This window comes from Chelatococcus sp. CO-6, from assembly GCF_001271345.1.
Taxonomy (GTDB): domain Bacteria; phylum Pseudomonadota; class Alphaproteobacteria; order Rhizobiales; family Beijerinckiaceae; genus Chelatococcus_A; species Chelatococcus_A caeni.
Genome location: NZ_CP012398.1, coordinates 1,327,676 through 1,342,662 on the forward strand (window position 1 = coordinate 1,327,676; position 14,987 = coordinate 1,342,662).

General features: G+C 70.2%; 14 protein-coding genes. 9 read left to right on the forward strand and 5 right to left on the reverse strand.

Annotated features, from left to right (window positions below; genetic code table 11):
* Positions 1-13: 13 nt before the first annotated feature.
* Entirely contained in the window at positions 14-1,303 is a 1,290-nt protein-coding gene (locus AL346_RS06245; protein ID WP_019403730.1) for an ABC transporter substrate-binding protein, read from the reverse strand.
* Positions 1,304-1,793: 490 nt separating this feature from the next.
* On the opposite strand from AL346_RS06245, the gene AL346_RS06250 reads away from it, so the two are divergent.
* Complete coding sequence (locus tag AL346_RS06250) at positions 1,794-3,029, forward strand: Gfo/Idh/MocA family protein (protein ID WP_026015410.1); 1,236 nt, start codon at positions 1,794-1,796, stop codon at positions 3,027-3,029.
* A 2-nt stretch (positions 3,030-3,031) separates the two neighbouring features.
* Here AL346_RS06250 and AL346_RS06255 read toward each other — a convergent pair whose 3' ends face one another.
* A complete protein-coding gene (locus AL346_RS06255) occupies positions 3,032-3,763 on the reverse strand; it encodes a tetratricopeptide repeat protein (protein WP_053194034.1) in 732 nt (243 codons plus the stop codon).
* Between the two features lie 292 nt (positions 3,764-4,055).
* Here AL346_RS06255 and AL346_RS06260 point away from each other — a divergent pair, with 292 nt between their 5' ends.
* The 4 genes from AL346_RS06260 (at position 4,056) to AL346_RS06275 (ending at position 7,263) form a co-directional block, all read left to right on the forward strand.
* Positions 4,056-4,652: a helix-turn-helix domain-containing protein gene (locus AL346_RS06260; RefSeq protein ID WP_019403597.1), complete on the forward strand. Its 597-nt coding sequence runs from the start codon at positions 4,056-4,058 to the stop codon at positions 4,650-4,652.
* A 6-nt stretch (positions 4,653-4,658) separates the two neighbouring features.
* Positions 4,659-5,216, forward strand: coding sequence for a GNAT family N-acetyltransferase (locus tag AL346_RS06265; protein WP_019403596.1), 558 nt, complete (start codon positions 4,659-4,661; stop codon positions 5,214-5,216).
* A 3-nt stretch (positions 5,217-5,219) separates the two neighbouring features.
* Positions 5,220-5,714: a GNAT family N-acetyltransferase gene (locus AL346_RS06270; RefSeq protein ID WP_019403595.1), complete on the forward strand. Its 495-nt coding sequence runs from the start codon at positions 5,220-5,222 to the stop codon at positions 5,712-5,714.
* 151 nt (positions 5,715-5,865) lie between these two features.
* Positions 5,866-7,263: a hypothetical protein gene (locus AL346_RS06275; protein WP_019403594.1), complete on the forward strand. Its 1,398-nt coding sequence runs from the start codon at positions 5,866-5,868 to the stop codon at positions 7,261-7,263.
* Here AL346_RS06275 and AL346_RS06280 read toward each other — a convergent pair.
* Positions 7,245-8,246 (reverse strand): LysR substrate-binding domain-containing protein, encoded by a 1,002-nt coding sequence (locus AL346_RS06280; protein WP_197286607.1) that lies wholly within the window; start codon positions 8,244-8,246, stop codon positions 7,245-7,247. The two genes, AL346_RS06275 and AL346_RS06280, sit on opposite strands and share 19 nt — an antisense overlap.
* A 199-nt stretch (positions 8,247-8,445) precedes the next feature.
* Here AL346_RS06280 and AL346_RS06285 point away from each other — a divergent pair, with 199 nt between their 5' ends.
* From AL346_RS06285 to AL346_RS06300, 4 genes are all read left to right on the forward strand, one after another.
* A complete protein-coding gene (locus AL346_RS06285; RefSeq protein ID WP_019403592.1) occupies positions 8,446-9,330 on the forward strand; it encodes an NAD(P)-dependent oxidoreductase in 885 nt (294 codons plus the stop codon).
* Positions 9,331-9,358: 28 nt separating this feature from the next.
* A complete protein-coding gene (locus tag AL346_RS06290) occupies positions 9,359-11,092 on the forward strand; it encodes an IlvD/Edd family dehydratase (RefSeq protein ID WP_019403591.1) in 1,734 nt (577 codons plus the stop codon).
* A 17-nt stretch (positions 11,093-11,109) separates the two neighbouring features.
* Complete coding sequence (gene araD1 / locus AL346_RS06295) at positions 11,110-12,120, forward strand: AraD1 family protein (protein ID WP_019403590.1); 1,011 nt, start codon at positions 11,110-11,112, stop codon at positions 12,118-12,120.
* Positions 12,121-12,294: 174 nt separating this feature from the next.
* Positions 12,295-13,107 (forward strand): tetratricopeptide repeat protein, encoded by an 813-nt coding sequence (locus AL346_RS06300; protein WP_019403589.1) that lies wholly within the window; start codon positions 12,295-12,297, stop codon positions 13,105-13,107.
* Positions 13,108-13,125: 18 nt separating this feature from the next.
* Here the strand turns inward: AL346_RS06300 and AL346_RS06305 are convergent, their stop codons facing one another.
* Both AL346_RS06305 and AL346_RS06310 read right to left on the reverse strand, forming a co-directional pair.
* Positions 13,126-13,530: a hypothetical protein gene (locus AL346_RS06305; protein ID WP_019403588.1), complete on the reverse strand. Its 405-nt coding sequence runs from the start codon at positions 13,528-13,530 to the stop codon at positions 13,126-13,128.
* Positions 13,531-13,545: 15 nt separating this feature from the next.
* The gene (locus tag AL346_RS06310; RefSeq protein ID WP_156332702.1) at positions 13,546-14,892 is read right to left on the reverse strand and encodes a type II and III secretion system protein family protein; all 1,347 of its coding nucleotides are present in this window, start codon (positions 14,890-14,892) and stop codon (positions 13,546-13,548) included.
* Positions 14,893-14,987: the final 95 nt, after the last annotated feature.

Below are 14,987 nucleotides of genomic sequence, written 5' to 3' on the forward strand. Positions count from 1 at the left end.
CATGGCCGGCGCCTCAGCCGCGCTTCAGGATGGTCTGGGCTTCGCGCACCAGCTTCTCGCCGCCGGCCTCCGGCGTCGCCCGGCCGAAGCCGACCTCCTCGGCGACGCGCTTCAGCGCGAAAGCGAGCTCACCCGCGCCGGGCGGGGGCGGCGGCGGCAGCGCGCCGACACCGGGCGTGATGTCGGCGATGTATTTCACCATCACCGAATCGAGGTCGTTGAGCTTGGGCGCCAGCCCGTTGCGCATCGATTCGGAGGCCGGCACGCCGCGCTCGACGCCGAGGATCTCGACACCGGTCGGATTCGCGACGAGGAAATTGGCGAAGGCCACCGCCGCATCCGCATGGGCGGAGCCGTTCGCCACGCTGATGAGCATGGAGGGCTTCAGATAGTGGCCCGACGGCGACTCGGCGCTCACCTTCGGATAGGAGCTGACGCCGAGGCGCGACTTGTTGAGCTTCTGATAGCCGATGTACTGGTTGGAATGGGCGAAGGCGGTGGCCGCCTTGCCGGTCGTCAGCGGGTTGGTCTCGATGTTGAGCTGGTCGAGCGCCTGCACGTCGGCGGGCACGCAGGCGCCGCTCTTGCGCATCTCGGCCCACATGGCGAACCACTTCCCCGCATCCGCCGGCTCGAAGCCGAGCGCTCCGTCCGCCGTGAACAGCGCCTTGCCCTGCTGCCTCAGCCAGTTCTCGAGCGCGGGCTCGACGCCGCTCGCATCGGCCGAGGCATAGAAGCCGGGCTTCGTCTTCTTGGCGCTCAGCGCCGCGCTCTTCTCGGCGAATTCCTCCCAGGTCGTTCCCGGCTTCGGCGGCTCGATGCCGGCCTTCTCCCACGCCGCCTCGTCGTAGAGGACGATGCTCGAGTTGACCCCGAGATTGACGCCATAGAGCTTGCCGTCGACCCGCCCGGAATCGATGTTCATCTGCCCGAAGTCGGCGATGTTCAGGGACTTGTCGAGATAATCGTCGAGCGGCTTCAGCGCCCCGCGCCGGGCGTATTCGAAGATGTAGCGGTAGTCCATCTGGATGAGGTCCGGCGCGTTGCGCCCGGCGACCTGGGTGGCGAGGCGCGGCCAGTAGTCGCTCCAGCCGGCGAACTCGCCGGTGATCGACACGTCGGAGGCGACGCCCTTGTAGGCCTCGATCGCCTTGAAGGTGCGGTCCGCCCGCTCCTGTGAGCCCCACCACAGGAAGCGCAGGCGCGCCGCCTGGGCCCATGCCGGACCGCCGCCGAACGCCGCGAGCGACAGGGCCGCCGCGCCACCGGAAAGTACACTTCGCCTGCTGAGCGTGATCGACATTCGCGTGTCCTCCCTCAGGACATCCCCGCCGGAAGCGGGACGGGATATCGGCTTTTTCGCCGTTTTATAACCGTTCAGTTACAAACGTGACCGTGGCGGGGCGCTTTGTCAAGCGCCGATCGCACCCGGCGCAAAATGCCCGCTCCGGCCATTGGAGCATCCTGCGGCCGACGAGGTCCATCATGGCCGGGCTCTTGCCCTTCTGAGCCCCTGTGAAGCGGCCACGCGGGACAGTACATGGCCAAGCCCGACCGTTTGCCTGCTTTTTGAGCGGTGCGGGCATCCGGCACCGCGGGAATCGCGCGTGCCTGCGCCGCGCCCGGTGCCGCGCCGCGGCGGGAGCGCCCTTTCGCCTCTTGACAGGGAACGCTTTCGGCTTCCACAAATCACCAACCAGTTACAAAATGCCGCTGCGAACCGGCGCCCGGGAACCGCGGCGCGGATGCTGCCCCGGATGGCGCCCGCGCCTCCGGCGGAGGAGGAAACGGTCATGGCTGAGGGTTCCAATCGCACCCGTTACGCGCTCGTCGGCGTGGGCAATCGCGGCACCACCATGTGGGGCCGCGAACTGCTCGCGGGCTGGGGCGACTATGTCGAACTCGTCGGCATCTGCGACCTCAACCCGATGCGGGCGGAGCGGGCCCGGGCCATGATCGGCTCGGCCGCGCCGCTCTATGCGGACTTCCAGCAGATGATGGCCGAGCTGAAGCCCGAGCTCGTCGTCGTCTGCACGCCGGACGACACCCATGACGACATCATCGTCAAGGCGCTCGAGGCGGGCGCCGACGTCATCAGCGAGAAGCCCCTGACGACGACGGCCGAGAAGATCGAGCGCATCCGCGCGGCGGAGCAGCGCACCGGTCGGCGGGTGGACGTGTCCTTCAACTACCGCTTCGCGCCCACCGCCGCCCGCATCAAGGAGCTGATCGACGCCGGCGCCATCGGCGAGGTCGCCTCGGTCGACTTCCACTGGTACCTCGACAACCAGCACGGAGCCGACTACTTCCGCCGCTGGCACGCCTTCCGCGCCCGCTCGGGCAGCCTCTTCGTGCACAAGGCGACGCACCATTTCGACCTGCTGAACTGGTACCTCGATTCCGACCCCGTCGAGGTGAAGGCCCACGGCGAGCTGCTGCATTACGGCCGCAAGGGGCCGTTCCGCGGCGAGCGCTGCCGGACCTGCCCGCACAAGGCAAGGTGCGACTATTATCTCGACCTCTCGGCCGATCCCTTCCTCGACACGCTCTACGAGGAGCCCTCCGCGGTCGACGGCTATTTCCGCGACGCCTGCGTCTATCGCGAGGAGATCGACATCCCCGACACGATGACGGCGACGATCCGCTACGCCAGCGGCGTGCAGGTGTCCTATTCGCTCAACACCTACATGCCGGTGGAAGGCCACCACATCGCCTTCAACGGCCACCGCGGCCGCATCGAGCTGCGGCAATACGAGAAGCAGCCGTGGGAAGCGCCGGCGGTCGACGAGATCCTGCTGATCCGCAGCTTCGGCGGCGGTGTCGAGCGCATCCGCGTGCCGCACGAGCCGGGCGGCCATTACGGCGGCGACAACCGCATGCGCGACATGATCTTCAGGCCGGGCGCGGACGACAGGCTGCGCCAGCGCGCCGGATCCCGCGCGGGTGCCATGTCGGTGCTGTGCGGCATCGCCGCGCTCGAGAGCGCGACGAAGGGTGGCGCCTGCGCCGTGCCGCCCCTGCCCGCCTGAGGTCAGCTGCGCCGACCGGCCGCCTGGCGCAGATAGGCCATGTTGGCGGCGACCTCGGACGGCGGCAGGCTCTGGGCCAATACCTGCTCGGCCTCGCCCATCTTGCCCTGCAGCCCCAGCACCAGCGCCAGGTTCTGCTTCACGCGCCCGTCCGCCTGCGGATGGGCGGTCGCCTGCCGCAGCACGCGCTCGGCCTCGGCGGGCTGCTTCGACAGGGCGTAGGACAGGCCGAGGTTGGACAGCACGCTCGGCTCGCCCGGCACGATCTTGAGGGCGGTGAGGTAGTAGCGCTGGGCCGCCGCATGGTCGCCGAGCTGGTCGGCCACCGTGCCCTGCGCCGACAGGACGCGCCAGTCGGGCTTGTCCGGCGTATGGGCGCGGGCGAGCACCCCTTCCGCCTCCTTGAAGCGCCCGACGTCGATGAGCGCCTTGCCGTAGGCGGCGAGCACCTCGTGGTCCTTGGGGCTGTGCAGCGCCGCCTGCTGCAGCACCGCGACGGCCTGCGAGCGCTGGTCGAGCGCACGCAGCGCCTGCGCGTAATTGAGCGCAGCCTGTTTGTCCGTCGGCCGCGCCTCGTAGCGCTTGCCCCAGTCCTGCGCGGCGGCGCGCCACTCGGCCTCGCCACGCGCCGTCGGCGCCTGCGGCTCGGCCGCACGCGAGCCGATCAGGCCGATGGAACCGGTGACGTCCCCGCGCGACAGGCAGCCGCCGAGCGAAAGCGCAAGGACCGCCATCGCCACCGAGCGCCCGAGAACGACCGACGCACGCCGCCGAGCCGCAGTCGGCCTGCAGGATTGAGCCGCCATGATCGCCCCCATACTGACATCGCATCAATGCGCCCGATGCCATTGATAGATCGTTAACCCTAACGAGGCGTTAACCGGGGCCGGCGGGGGGAAGAACCGCGCCTCGGTCGTCGCTTCGGCTGCCCGGCGGCAGGTCGGCAGCGCCCTATGCCTATTGCGCAGGCACCCCTGCTCATTCTTCGGGCTTCCAGATTCCAATATGCGAGAACATCATTCTCATATGATGGAACAGCCGCTCACGGACGACGATATCGCCAGGGCGCTCGGGCGCAGGCTCAAGGGGCTGCGCCGCAAGGCGGGGCTGACGCTCGACGCACTCGCGGAGCAGGCAGGCATCAGCCGTGCCATGATCTCCCGCATCGAGCGCGGGGAATCGAGCCCCACCGCCGTACTGCTCGGCCGGCTCTGCGCCGGGCTCGGCGTGAGCCTCGCCTCGCTCTTTGCACGCGAGGCGCCTGTGGCGAGCCCCCTGCAGCGGGCCGGGGAGCAGCCCGTCTGGCAGGATCCCGAAACCGGCTACGTGCGGCGCGCCGTCTCGCCCTCCGGCACCGGCTCGCCGGTCGAGATCGTCGACGTGACGCTGCCGCCCGGGGCGCGGGTCGCCTTCGACCACCCGTGGCTGTCGCGCGGCATCGACCAGCATGTCTGGGTGCTCGACGGCACGCTGGAGAAGACCGTCGGCGACGAGGTCTTCCTGCTCCACACGGGCGACTGCCTGCACATGCGGCTCGACCGCCCCAACGTCTACCGCAACCCGGGCACGCGGCCGGTGCGCTACGCCGTCGTGCTCGCCCCCGTCGATGAGCGCAAGGGCTGAGACGCCATGAACGAAGCCGCCACCGTCGCCGAAGGATCACCTACTGACTCCGCCGCCATCCGCCCGCTGACGGCCGGCGAGGCGATCGCCCGCCTGGGCGAGCTCGCCGCCGTACTCGTCGATGCCGTGGTGCACGGCGCCTCGGTCAACTTCCTCGCCGGTCTGACGGCGCAGGAGGCTGCCGCCTTCTGGCGCGGCCAGCTGCCGGGCATCAGTGACGGCAGCCGCGTGCTCTTCGTTGCGGAGGAGGACGGCCGCATCGTCGGCACCGTCATCCTCACCTATGCCCACCAGCCCAATGCGCCGCACCGGGCCGAGATCGGCAAGATGCTGGTGCTCGCGAGCCACCGCCGCCGCGGCATCGGCAAGCGCCTGCTGAGGGCGGCGGAGGAGACGGCTCGCGCCGCCGGTCGCACGCTCCTCCTCCTCGATACGCAGACGGGCAGCGCGGGCGAAGCCCTCTACCGCGCCTGCGGCTGGCACGCGTTCGGGGTGGTGCCGGACCATGCGCTCGCGACCGACGGCGTGCCCGCGGCCACCACCTTCTTCTACAAGAAGCTCTGATCCATGCCGACCATTCGTCCTGCGCGCGAGGCGGACATTCCCGCCATCCTCGCCCTGCACAACCACCACATCCTCAACAGCCTCGCCATCTGGCGCTACGAGCCCGCCGATCTCGACGAGCGGCTCGGCTGGTTTCGCGAGCGCACGCAAAAGGGCTTTCCGATCCTCGTCGCGGACCTGCCCTCGGCGGAGGTCGCCGGCTTCGCCACCTACGGGCCGTTTCGCACCGGCGCTGGCTATGACGGCACGGTCGAGAATTCCATCTATGTGCGCGACGACGTCCAGCGCCGAGGCGTCGCGGCCGCCCTGATGGAGGCGCTCATTGCGGAAGCGAGGCGCGACGGGCGCGCCGTGATGGTGGCCGCCATCGGCCTGCCGAACGATCCCTCGCGGGCCCTCCACACCCGCTTCGGCTTCCGCGAGGTCGGTTGCCTCGAGGGGATCGGCCGCAAGTTCGGCCGCGCGCTCGACCTGCTCATGATGCAGAAGGATCTGTGATCCTGCGCCACGCGGCAGCGCAGATGGACGGCCGCCTCGCATGAATCTCCCCCTGCCGCAGCGATGCACACCCGTCCCGCTCGTCCGCCCCGCCGCCCTCGCGGCGGCACCGCGCCCGTGCTATCGACGACAAGTTCATCGAGGAGGACCCGTGACCGTGCACGCGCTCGTCGCCGCCATCGACACCCCTTCCATCGCCGTTCACCTCGTGCAGCCGGAGAGCTGGCCGGGCGTGCGCGACAGCCTGCCGGCGAGCGCCCGCGCCTTCGCCGAGGCGCACGGCTTCGAGCCGAAGCCGGGACGCTACCTCGCGCTGCCCGATGCCGAGGGCGCCATCGCGGCCGTGCTGTTCGGCATGGATACGGCGGACAGCCGCCGGGCGGACCCCTTCCTGGCCGGCAAGCTGCCCGGCCTCCTGCCCGAGGGCACCTATCATTTCGCCACGCTGCCGCCCGGCACCGCCGAGACGGCCACGCTCGCCTTCCTCCTCGGCGCCTATCGCTTCGAGCGCTACCGCGACAAGAAGGACGGCGGCTGCCGCATCGTCCTGCCCGAGGGCGTCGACGGCGACGAGCTGGCGCGGATCGCCGAGGCGGTGACGCTCGGGCGCGACCTCGTCAACACGCCGACCAACGACCTCGGCCCGGACGGCATCGAGGAGGCGATCCGGGCGCTCGGCACGCGCTTCGGCGCCGAGGTGCGAACAATCGTCGGCGACGAGCTCCTGAAGCAGAACCTGCCGATGATCCATGCGGTCGGCCGCGCCTCGGCGGTGCCGCCGCGCCTCGTCGACCTCACCTGGGGCGCGGCCGATGCGCCGAAGATCACCCTCGTCGGCAAGGGCGTCGCCTTCGACACCGGCGGGCTCGACATCAAGCCCTCCAGCGCCATGCTGCTGATGAAGAAGGACATGGGCGGGGCGGCGGCCGCCATCGCGCTCGCCCAGATGATCATGGACGCGCGCCTGCCCGTGCGTCTGCGCCTTCTCGTCCCGGCGGTCGAGAACGCCATTTCCGGCGCCGCCTTCCGGCCCGGCGACATCCTTCAGAGCCGCAAGGGCATCACGGTCGAGATCGGCAATACCGACGCCGAGGGCCGGCTCATCCTCGCCGATGCACTCGCCCTCGCCGACGAGGAGGCGCCTGAGCTCATCGTCGATTTCGCCACGCTGACCGGCGCCGCGCGCGTCGCCCTCGGCCCGGACCTGCCGCCGCTCTTCACCCGCGACGAGGGCCTCGCCGGCGACCTGCAGCGCCTCGGCCTCGCCGTCAACGACCCGCTGTGGCGCCTGCCGCTGTGGGGCGCCTACGATTCCATGCTGGAATCGAAGGTCGCGCAGGTGAACAACGTCTCGAGCGGCGGCTTCGCCGGCGCCATCACCGCCGCGCTCTTCCTCCAGCGCTTCGTCGAGAAGGCGACGGCCTACGCCCATCTCGACATCTATGCCTGGAACCCCTCGACGAAGCCCGGGCGGCCGGAGGGCGGCGAGGTCCAGGGCGCGCGGGCGCTCTACGCCTATCTCAGGGAGCGCTACGGCTCGCTCGGCTGACCTTCGCCGGCCTGCGCATGGCGCCGCAGGCCCTCGACGACACGCTCGGCCGCCCGTGACAGCGGGCGGTCGACGAGCGTGATGATGCCGACCGCCCCGAGGTCGAGCGTCAGCTCCACCGGCAGCACGGCGAGAAAGCCGCGCTCGATCCACGGCGCCACGGTGTTGCGCGGCAGCACGGCGAGGAAGTCGCCCGCCAGCAGCAGGTTGATGGTGATGTCGACGGAATCGGTCTCGATCGCCTGCACCGGCGAGGGCAGGCCGGCCCGGCGCAGCATGTCCTCGAAACGCGCATGCAGCACGCTGCCCGGCGGGTGCACCACCCAGGGCCCGTCCATGAGACGGCGCAGCGCGAGGTTGCGCAGCGCAAGGTCCGCCGCCCGCGCGGCGATGGGGTGATCGGCCCGGCAGACCACCACCTGCCGCTCGTCGACGAGGAATTCGAACGACAGGTCGTGCCGCTCGCTCGTCACCGGGATGCGCCCGACGACGAGGTCGAGCCGCCGCTCGCGCAGCGCCGCGAGCAGCGTGCCGCTCGTGCCGAGAACGAGCGACAGCGCGATCGGATCGCTCGCACGGTGCAGCGACACGGCCGTGGCGCTGATGAGGCCCGGCACGGCGCCGACGATGGAGCCGAGGCGCACGCGCCCGCCGCGGCCGCTGGCGATGGCCGCCAGCTCCTCGCCCGCCGCCGACAGCTCGGCGACGATGTTGCCGGCCCGGCGCAGCAGCGCGTCCCCGGCCGCAGTCGGCCTGAGACCGCGCGGCAGGCGCTCGAAGAGGCTGGTGCCCACCGCCTCCTCCACCTGGGCGAGCAGCTTGGACGCCGCCGGCTGGCTGATGTGCACCGCCTCCGCCGCGCGATGCAGGTTCGCGTGTTCGCCGATGGCGACGAGCAGTTGCAGCTGGCGCAGCTTGAACCGCCGCACGGCCGCCTCCAGCGCCGGTGACGCGGCGGCCCTCGCCCGTTCCCCTGTCGCCATGTCGATATCCATTTTCATATCGATTGATCGAAGAAAGCGATTAGGCGGTTATCGATCTTTCGTCTAGAGCCATTCTCAAGAGCTGCGCCGCCTAGAGCCCGTTCCGATCAGATTGCATCGCAATCCAGTCGGTAAAACGGTCTCTTCTTAGAGTTCAGAGCCGGCCGGATGCATCGGAGGAATGTTCGAGGATGGATCGATGACCGACTATAAGCCGACCGTCGCCTTTCTCGGCCTCGGCCTCATGGGCGCGCGCCAGGCGCGCCGCCTGATCGAGGCCGGCTGGCCGCTCGTCCTGTGGAACCGCTCGCGCGAGAAGGCCGAGGCGCTCGCCCCGCTCGGCGCCCGTGTCGCGGCGAGCGCCGCCGAGGCGGTGGCGGAGGCCGACATCGTCATCACCATGCTGGAGAACGGCCCCATCGTCGAGGACGTCGTCTTCGCCCAGGGCGTCGCCGGCGCGATGCGGCCCGGCGCCGTTCTCATCGACATGAGCTCGATCAAGCCCGCCGAGGCCCAGGACCATGCGGCGCGCCTCGCCGAAAAGGGCATCGCCTATCTCGATGCGCCCGTCTCCGGCGGCACGGTGGGCGCCGAAGGGGGCACGCTCGCCATCATGGTGGGCGGCGACGAGGCGGTCTTCGACCGCATCGCTCCCGTCTTCGCGCCCATGGGCCGGGCGACGCGCGTCGGCCCGCACGGCGCCGGCCAGCTCGCCAAGCTCGCCAACCAGATCATCGTCGGCGTCACCATCGGCGCCGTGGCCGAGGCGCTGATGCTCGCCGCGCGCGGCGGCGCCGATCCGGCCAAGGTGCGCGAGGCCCTGCGCGGCGGCTTCGCCGAGAGCCGCGTGCTCGACCTGCACGGCGCCCGCATGGTGGAGCGCGACTTCACGACCAAGGGCCGCTCCGTCACGCATCTCAAGGACATCGACAACGCCCTCGATGCCGCCGAGCGCCTCGGCCTGGCGGCGACGCCCTTCACGGCCGCGACCGCCGACCTCTTCCGCGGCCTCCTCGCCAATGCCGGCGATCTCGACCACTCGGGCCTCCTCGTGGAGCTCGAGCGCCGCAACCCCGCCAACTGATCGACGCCGGGACAAGGACCCTCACCCCATGAGCAACGGCACCAAGAAGAAGCTCCGCAGCCAGGAGTGGTTCGGCAAGCAGGACAAGCACGGCTTCCTCTACCGCTCGTGGATGAAGAACCGCGGCTTCCCGCAGGACCAGTTCGACGGCCGCCCGGTCATCGGCATCTGCAACACCTGGTCCGAGCTCACCCCCTGCAACTCGCATTTCAAGACCATCGCCGAGCACGTGCGCTGGGGCATCCTGGAGGCCGGCGGCTTTCCGCTCGAGTTCCCGGTGATGTCGCTGGGCGAGACGCTGCTGCGCCCGACGGCGATGCTCTACCGCAACCTCGCCTCGATGGACGTGGAGGAATCGATCCGCGCCAACCCGCTCGACGGCGTCGTGCTGCTCATGGGCTGCGACAAGACCACGCCCTCGCTCCTCATGGGCGCGGCGAGCGTCGACCTGCCCACCATCGGCATCTCCGGCGGCCCCATGCTGCGCGGCATCTACCGCGGCAAGCACATCGGCTCGGGCACCAACACCTGGTCGATGAGCGAAGACGTGCGCGCCGGCAAGATGACGATCGAGGAGTTCCACGAGGCCGAGGCCTGCATGCACCGCTCGCACGGTCACTGCATGACCATGGGCACGGCCTCGACCATGGCCTGCATGGTGGAGGCGCTCGGCGTCGGCATGCCGGGCAACGCCGCCATCCCCGCCGTCGACGCGCGCCGCAATCACCTCGCGCGCGAGGCCGGCCGGCGCATCGTCGAGATGGTCAACCAGGATGTCGTCCTGTCGAAGATCCTGACGCGCGAAGCGTTCGAGAATGCCATCCGCGCCAATGCCGGCATCGGCGGCTCGACCAATGCCGTCATCCATCTCATCGCCATGGCGCGCCGCATCGGCGTCGAGCTCGACCTCGACGACTGGGATGAGCTCGGCCGCGACGTGCACTGCCTGGTCGACCTGATGCCGTCGGGCCGCTTCTTGATGGAGGACTTCTACGAGGCCGGCGGCCTGCCGGCGGTGCTGCGCGAGCTCGGCGAGCGCGGCCTCCTCAACAAGGATGCGCTCACCGTCAACGGCCGCACCATCTGGGAGAACAACGAGAACGCGCCCTGCTGGAACCGCGAGGTGATCCACAGCTTCGATGCGCCGTTCAAGCCGGACGCGGGCATCGCCGTGCTGCGCGGCAACCTCGCTCCCGACGGCGCCATCATCAAGCCTTCGGCGGCCTCCCCGCACCTCATGAAGCACACCGGCCGGGCCGTCGTCTTCGAGGACATCGAGGACTTCCACGCCCGCATCGACGACGAGAACCTCGACATCGACGAGACCTGTGTCATGGTGCTCAAGAATTGCGGGCCCAAGGGCTATCCCGGCATGGCCGAGGTCGGCAACATGCCGCTGCCGCCCAAGATCCTCAAGAAGGGCATCACCGACATGATCCGCATCTCCGACGCGCGCATGTCGGGCACGGCCTATGGCACGGTGGTGCTGCACACGGCACCCGAGGCCGCCGCCGGCGGGCCGCTCGCGCTTGTTCAGAACGGCGACATGATTACGCTCGACGTCGCCGCGCGCAGCCTCACCCTGCACGTCTCCGACGAGGAGCTCGCCAGCCGCCGCGCCGCCTGGCAGCCGCCGGCGCCGCACACCGACCGCGGCTACGTCAAGCTCTACGTCGACCACGTGCTGCAGGCCAACGACGGTGCCGACCTCGACTTCCTCGTCGGCAAGAGCGGCTCGGCCGTGCCGCGCGACAACCATTGATGACGGGAGGAATGCCGATGTCCCTTCGCCTCGTTCAGTTCTTCGATGAAGCCGGCATGCGGCGCGTCGGCGTGCCTTCCGACGACGGCCGCCGCCTTGCCGTGCTCAACGATACGCAGAGCGTCTATGCGCTGGCGCTCGACGCGGTGGCTGCGAACACGCCGCTCGTCGAGCTCGTGCGCAAGCGGCTCGGCGACAAGAGCGTCGACTACGACGCCGTCATCGCCGACCGCCGCCTGCTGCCGCCCATCGACCATCCGGACGAGACCCGCTGCCACGTCACCGGCACGGGTCTCACCCATCTCGGCAGCGCCGACACGCGCGACAAGATGCACAAGTCGACGGTGGAGGCCGACGAGGCGGCGCTGACCGATTCCATGAAGATGTTCCGCTGGGGCATCGAGGGCGGCCGTCCGGCCGCGGGCGCCGTCGGCGTCCAGCCCGAATGGTTCTACAAGGGCAACGGCCGCTTCATCGTGCCGCCGGGCGCCCCTCTCGTCTCCCCGGCCTTCGCCGAGGATGCGGGCGAGGAGCCGGAGCTCGCCGGCCTCTACGTCATCGCCCCGGACGGCACGCCCGTGCGCGTCGGCTTTGCCCTCGGCAACGAGTTCTCCGACCACGTCACCGAGCGCAAGAACTACCTCTTCCTCGCCCATTCCAAGCTGCGCCAGAGCACCTTCGGCCCCGAGGTGCTCATCGGCCCGCCGCCCGCCGACATCCGTGGTACCAGCCGCATCCGCCGCGACGGCGCGGTGCTGTGGGAGAAGCCCTTCGTGACGGGCGAGGCCAACATGTCGCACAGCTTCGCCAACCTCGAGCATCACCACTTCAAATATGCCGAGCACCGGGTGCCCGGCGACGTGCACGTCCATTACTTCGGCACGGCGACCCTGAGCGTTGCCGACGGGGTGCGCACGCAGGAGGGTGACATCTTCGAGATCGAGGCCGAAGGCTTCGGTCGCCCGCTGCGCAACCCGCTCGCCATCGCCCGCGAGCCAAAGGGCCTCGTCGCCGTCCGCGAGGCCTGAGAGCCCATTTTCCGGGGCGGACCGCGTCCGCCCCCGGCGCACCACGTGCACAAGCTGCCTTCAACTCGACTGCCCGGCCCGCGCCCGTGGGCCGGGCAGTCGACTAGCAATCGACACGACGTTTGATGTGCGGCCCTGCCATGCGCCGCACGTGTCGATTGCGGGAGGGGTTGCATGGGTCACCGGCTTGGATCAGCGGCGACGGCCGCATTCCTCGCGATCTGGTTCGCCGGCTGCATGACGGCCGGCCCGGGCACGCAGGCGACCGCGACCATCGCGGCTGAGACGTCGCAGGCCGGACGCCTCATCTTCCTCGCCGAGGATATCGCCGGCCGCGGCGAGACGCAGACCGCGCTCGCGCTCTATGACCGCGCCGGCGAGATCGCCGGCGACGATGCGGCGCTCCACGCCCGCCTCGGCGACGCCTACCTGCGGCTTGGCGAGAACGAACGTGCCGAGCGCGCCTATTCCACCGCCCTCAGGCTGAAGCCGGCGGATGCCGCGGTCCTGCTCGGCCTCGGCTCGGCCAAGTTGCGCAAGGGCGAGACGGCGCAGGCCCTGGCGCTCATCGCCAAGGCGGCGCCCCAGGTTGGCAGCGCCGCCGCCTACAACCGCCTCGGCGTCGCCCACACTCTCGCCGGCGGTTTCGCCGAGGCCGAGGCGGCCTATCGCAAGGCCCTCGCGCTCGATGGCAGGGACCTCGACATCAAGACCAATCTCGCCCTCGTCGCCGCCCTCGCCCGCCGCGACGGCGAAGCACAGGCGCTCATCGCCGAGGTCGTCGCCCAGCCGACGGCGGAGGAGCGGCACGTCCGCGCCCGGGTGCTCGTGCTCGCCCTGACCGGCAAGGGCCCCGAGGCGCGGAAGACGGCCCATCGCGGCCTCGACCAGGGCGACGTCGACAAGCTGCTGTCCCAGGCGAGGACAATCGCGACCTCGGGCGATGCCAGGGCCAAGGGCGCGGCCCTCGGCGCCGTGATGATCTGAGACGTGAGGCACGGCCCGTCACTTGTCGGCCGACACGCTCTTGCCGGGGTCGCGCTCGCCGCCGGTCAGGTACTGCTGCGCCGCGCGGAAGGTCGGCAGGCCGGGCGCGCGGCCCATGCGGCGGCCGTAGACGAGGTCGCGCTGGCGCTCCGTCATGCGCATCAGGTTGTAGGCATTGGCGCAGCCCGGCGGCAGGAAGGGCCCGAGGTCGCTCGTCTCCGTGGGATCGGGGGTCATGCACGCCTCCGGGACGAGGCCGTTGACCGGCACGGTGACCGCGGAGCGCCCGGCGCGCCCGGCCGCATTGCCGTAATGGGGCGAGTAGTCGGGCGGCGTCCGCGCGCAGCCGGCAATGGCAAGGGCAGCAACAAGGGCAGCAGCAAGGGCGGCCGCAACGGCGCAGTGCCGCGAAATCATCGTCATCGTCCTTCTCCGCCGTTATTTGAAGATGAGGCCGGAGGACGGCCCCTTGACCACCCGCGCGGCGGCCTGCTGGCCGAGCGCCTGGCGCGGCCGGTCGAGCGGCGTCGCCAGGCGCTTGTCGCCGACCGGGGACACGATGTAGGGCGTGATGAGGATGACGAGCTCGCTCTCGTCCCGGCGAAAGCTCTGCGAGCGGAAGAGCGCCCCCAGGACCGGCAGATCGCCGATCATCGGGATCTTCTCCAGCGACTGGGCGAGGTTGCGCTGGAAGAGGCCGGCGATGGCGAAGGTCTGGCCGCTCGCCACCTCCACCGTCGTTTCCGCCCGGCGCACGGAAAGGGCGGGAATTTCGAGCCCGCGCAGCTGGACGGCACCGGCCGCGGACAGCGTGCTGACCTCCGGCCGCACGCGCAGCGCGATGCGGTCCTCCTGCAGGAGGATCGGCGTGAAGGCCAGGGAGACGCCGAACGGCTTGTAGCTGATGGAGAGCGCCTGGTTCTGGCCCGGCACCGGGATGGGAATCTCCCCGCCTGCGAGGAAGGTCGCCTCCTGCCCCGTCACGGCCGTCAGGTTGGGCTCGGCCAGCACGGTCATGATGCCGTTGCGCTGCAGGGCCTGCACCAGCACGTCGACATTGACGGAACCGAAGCCGCCACTCCCGCCGCCCCCCTTGTTGACCGTGCCGAGCGAGAAGAAGCCGGCGCGGAAGGCGAGGTTCCAGTCGATGCCGAGCACCGTGAGATCGTTGCGCGAGATCTCGGCGAAGCGGACGCGGATGTTGACCTGCTGGGATCCGGCGACGGTCGTCCTGTTGTAGGGCGTCTGCCCGTCCGGCGAATAGGCGTTGGCCACCTCGCCGACATCGATCGCCTCGGCCACGGAGCCCGTGTTCCCGCGCGCGACGAGGCGCTTGCCGAACAGCGAGACGTCGACGTTCGACTGCGGCTGAAGCGCGCCGACGGCCTCGTTCGGCGGCGTACTGTCGACGACGACGCGCAGCCTCACCTCGGCCTGCAGCTCGTTGTTGGGGGACAGGGCGATGAGATTGGTGACGCCCGGCTTCTTGCCGAAGACGTAGACCGCATTGGGCGTGACGACCTTGAGGTCGGCGATGTCCGGATCGGCCACGAAGACCGAGGCGGCCGGCCTGTCGAGATGCAGCATCCGTCCCTGGCTCACGGAGAGGTCGAGAACCCGCGGGGGCGCCGCCTGCAGGCTCCGCGCTCCGATCGTGATTGCGAGAAACACGCCGGAAACCACGACGACGAGGCGCAGCAGCACATATGTCATCGTCTGCCGGTCTATGCGCGCCGGCCCGACGCAAAGCCGGTCCCTGCGCTGCCACCATCTGGTCAGAAACATGATGATCCCCTGCTGATGTCGCAGCCCGAAGGGCCGCAGCCGGCCCGATTGCGCCAGCCGGGCATGCATCACCGATCGGCGGCGGTCCCGCTCGG

Excerpts from the sequence above, each read along its gene's own strand:
- AL346_RS06245 (WP_019403730.1), bottom strand. The coding sequence starts at position 1,303 with ATGTCGATCACGCTCAGCAGGCGAAGTGTACTTTCCGGTGGCGCGGCG.
- AL346_RS06250 (WP_026015410.1), top strand. The coding sequence starts at position 1,794 with ATGGCTGAGGGTTCCAATCGCACCCGTTACGCGCTCGTCGGCGTGGGC.
- AL346_RS06255 (WP_053194034.1), bottom strand. The coding sequence starts at position 3,763 with ATGGCGGTCCTTGCGCTTTCGCTCGGCGGCTGCCTGTCGCGCGGGGAC.
- AL346_RS06260 (WP_019403597.1), top strand. The coding sequence starts at position 4,056 with ATGATGGAACAGCCGCTCACGGACGACGATATCGCCAGGGCGCTCGGG.
- AL346_RS06265 (WP_019403596.1), top strand. The coding sequence starts at position 4,659 with ATGAACGAAGCCGCCACCGTCGCCGAAGGATCACCTACTGACTCCGCC.
- AL346_RS06270 (WP_019403595.1), top strand. The coding sequence starts at position 5,220 with ATGCCGACCATTCGTCCTGCGCGCGAGGCGGACATTCCCGCCATCCTC.
- AL346_RS06280 (WP_197286607.1), bottom strand. The coding sequence starts at position 8,246 with ATGGCGACAGGGGAACGGGCGAGGGCCGCCGCGTCACCGGCGCTGGAG.
- AL346_RS06285 (WP_019403592.1), top strand. The coding sequence starts at position 8,446 with ATGACCGACTATAAGCCGACCGTCGCCTTTCTCGGCCTCGGCCTCATG.
- AL346_RS06290 (WP_019403591.1), top strand. The coding sequence starts at position 9,359 with ATGAGCAACGGCACCAAGAAGAAGCTCCGCAGCCAGGAGTGGTTCGGC.
- araD1 (WP_019403590.1), top strand. The coding sequence starts at position 11,110 with ATGTCCCTTCGCCTCGTTCAGTTCTTCGATGAAGCCGGCATGCGGCGC.
- AL346_RS06300 (WP_019403589.1), top strand. The coding sequence starts at position 12,295 with ATGGGTCACCGGCTTGGATCAGCGGCGACGGCCGCATTCCTCGCGATC.
- AL346_RS06305 (WP_019403588.1), bottom strand. The coding sequence starts at position 13,530 with ATGACGATGATTTCGCGGCACTGCGCCGTTGCGGCCGCCCTTGCTGCT.
- AL346_RS06310 (WP_156332702.1), bottom strand. The coding sequence starts at position 14,892 with ATGTTTCTGACCAGATGGTGGCAGCGCAGGGACCGGCTTTGCGTCGGG.